1 rRNA gene is annotated in these 1,313 nt (G+C 54.8%); it reads right to left on the bottom strand.

Going from position 1 to position 1,313, the window contains the following annotated elements:
- Positions 1-1,313, bottom strand: a 23S ribosomal RNA gene (locus AB4Y43_RS40370); the annotation flags it as partial.

Genomic DNA, 1,313 nt, shown 5'->3' with positions numbered 1-1,313 from the left:
GCTTCCACCTCCAACCTATCAACCTCGTCGTCTTCAAGGGGTCTTACTAATTGGGAAATCTCATCTTGAGGGGGGCTTCACGCTTAGATGCTTTCAGCGCTTATCCCGTCCGTACTTGGCTACCCAGCGGTGCTCCTGGCGGAACAACTGGTACACCAGCGGTACGTCCATCCCGGTCCTCTCGTACTAAGGACAGCTCCTCTCAAATTTCCTACGCCCACGACAGATAGGGACCGAACTGTCTCACGACGTTCTGAACCCAGCTCGCGTACCGCTTTAATGGGCGAACAGCCCAACCCTTGGGACCTACTTCAGCCCCAGGATGCGATGAGCCGACATCGAGGTGCCAAACCTCCCCGTCGATGTGGACTCTTGGGGGAGATAAGCCTGTTATCCCCAGGGTAGCTTTTATCCGTTGAGCGATGGCCCTTCCATGCGGTACCACCGGATCACTAAGCCCGACTTTCGTCCCTGCTCGACCTGTATGTCTCGCAGTCAAGCTCCCTTATGCCTTTGCACTCTTCGAATGATTTCCAACCATTCTGAGGGAACCTTGGGGCGCCTCCGTTACTCTTTAGGAGGCGACCGCCCCAGTCAAACTGCCCACCTGACACTGTCCCCGAACCGGGTCACGGTCCTAGGTTAGAACTCCGATACGATCAGGGTGGTATCCCAACGTCGCCTCCACCTAAGCTGGCGCTCAGGCTTCAAAGGCTCCCACCTATCCTGTACAGATCGTACCAAAGTCCAATATCAAGCTGCAGTAAAGCTCCATGGGGTCTTTCCGTCTTGTCGCGGGTAACCTGCATCTTCACAGGTATTAAAATTTCACCGGATCTCTCGTTGAGACAGCGCCCAAGTCGTTACGCCATTCGTGCGGGTCAGAATTTACCTGACAAGGAATTTCGCTACCTTAGGACCGTTATAGTTACGGCCGCCGTTTACTGGGGCTTCGGTTCATAGCTTCGGATTGCTCCTAACCACTCCCCTTAACCTTCCAGCACCGGGCAGGCGTCAGCCCGTATACTTCGCCTTACGGCTTCGCACAGACCTGTGTTTTTGCTAAACAGTCGCTTGGGCCTTTTCACTGCGGCCCCCTCGTGCTATTCACACTACCGGGGCACCCCTTCTCCCGAAGTTACGGGGTCATTTTGCCGAGTTCCTTAACGAGAGTTCTTCCGCGCGCCTTAGAATTCTCTTCTCGCCTACCTGTGTCGGTTTGCGGTACGGGCACCATCACCTGGCTAGAGGCTTTTCTTGGCAGTGTGAAATCATGACCTTCGGTACTGTAATTTTCCCTCCCCATCACAGCC

This window comes from Paraburkholderia sp. BR10872, from assembly GCF_040965835.1.
Taxonomy (GTDB): Bacteria; Pseudomonadota; Gammaproteobacteria; order Burkholderiales; family Burkholderiaceae; genus Paraburkholderia; species Paraburkholderia nodosa_A.
Note: the sequence above shows the minus strand (reverse complement) of the source record. Positions and strands in the feature narration are given on the sequence as shown.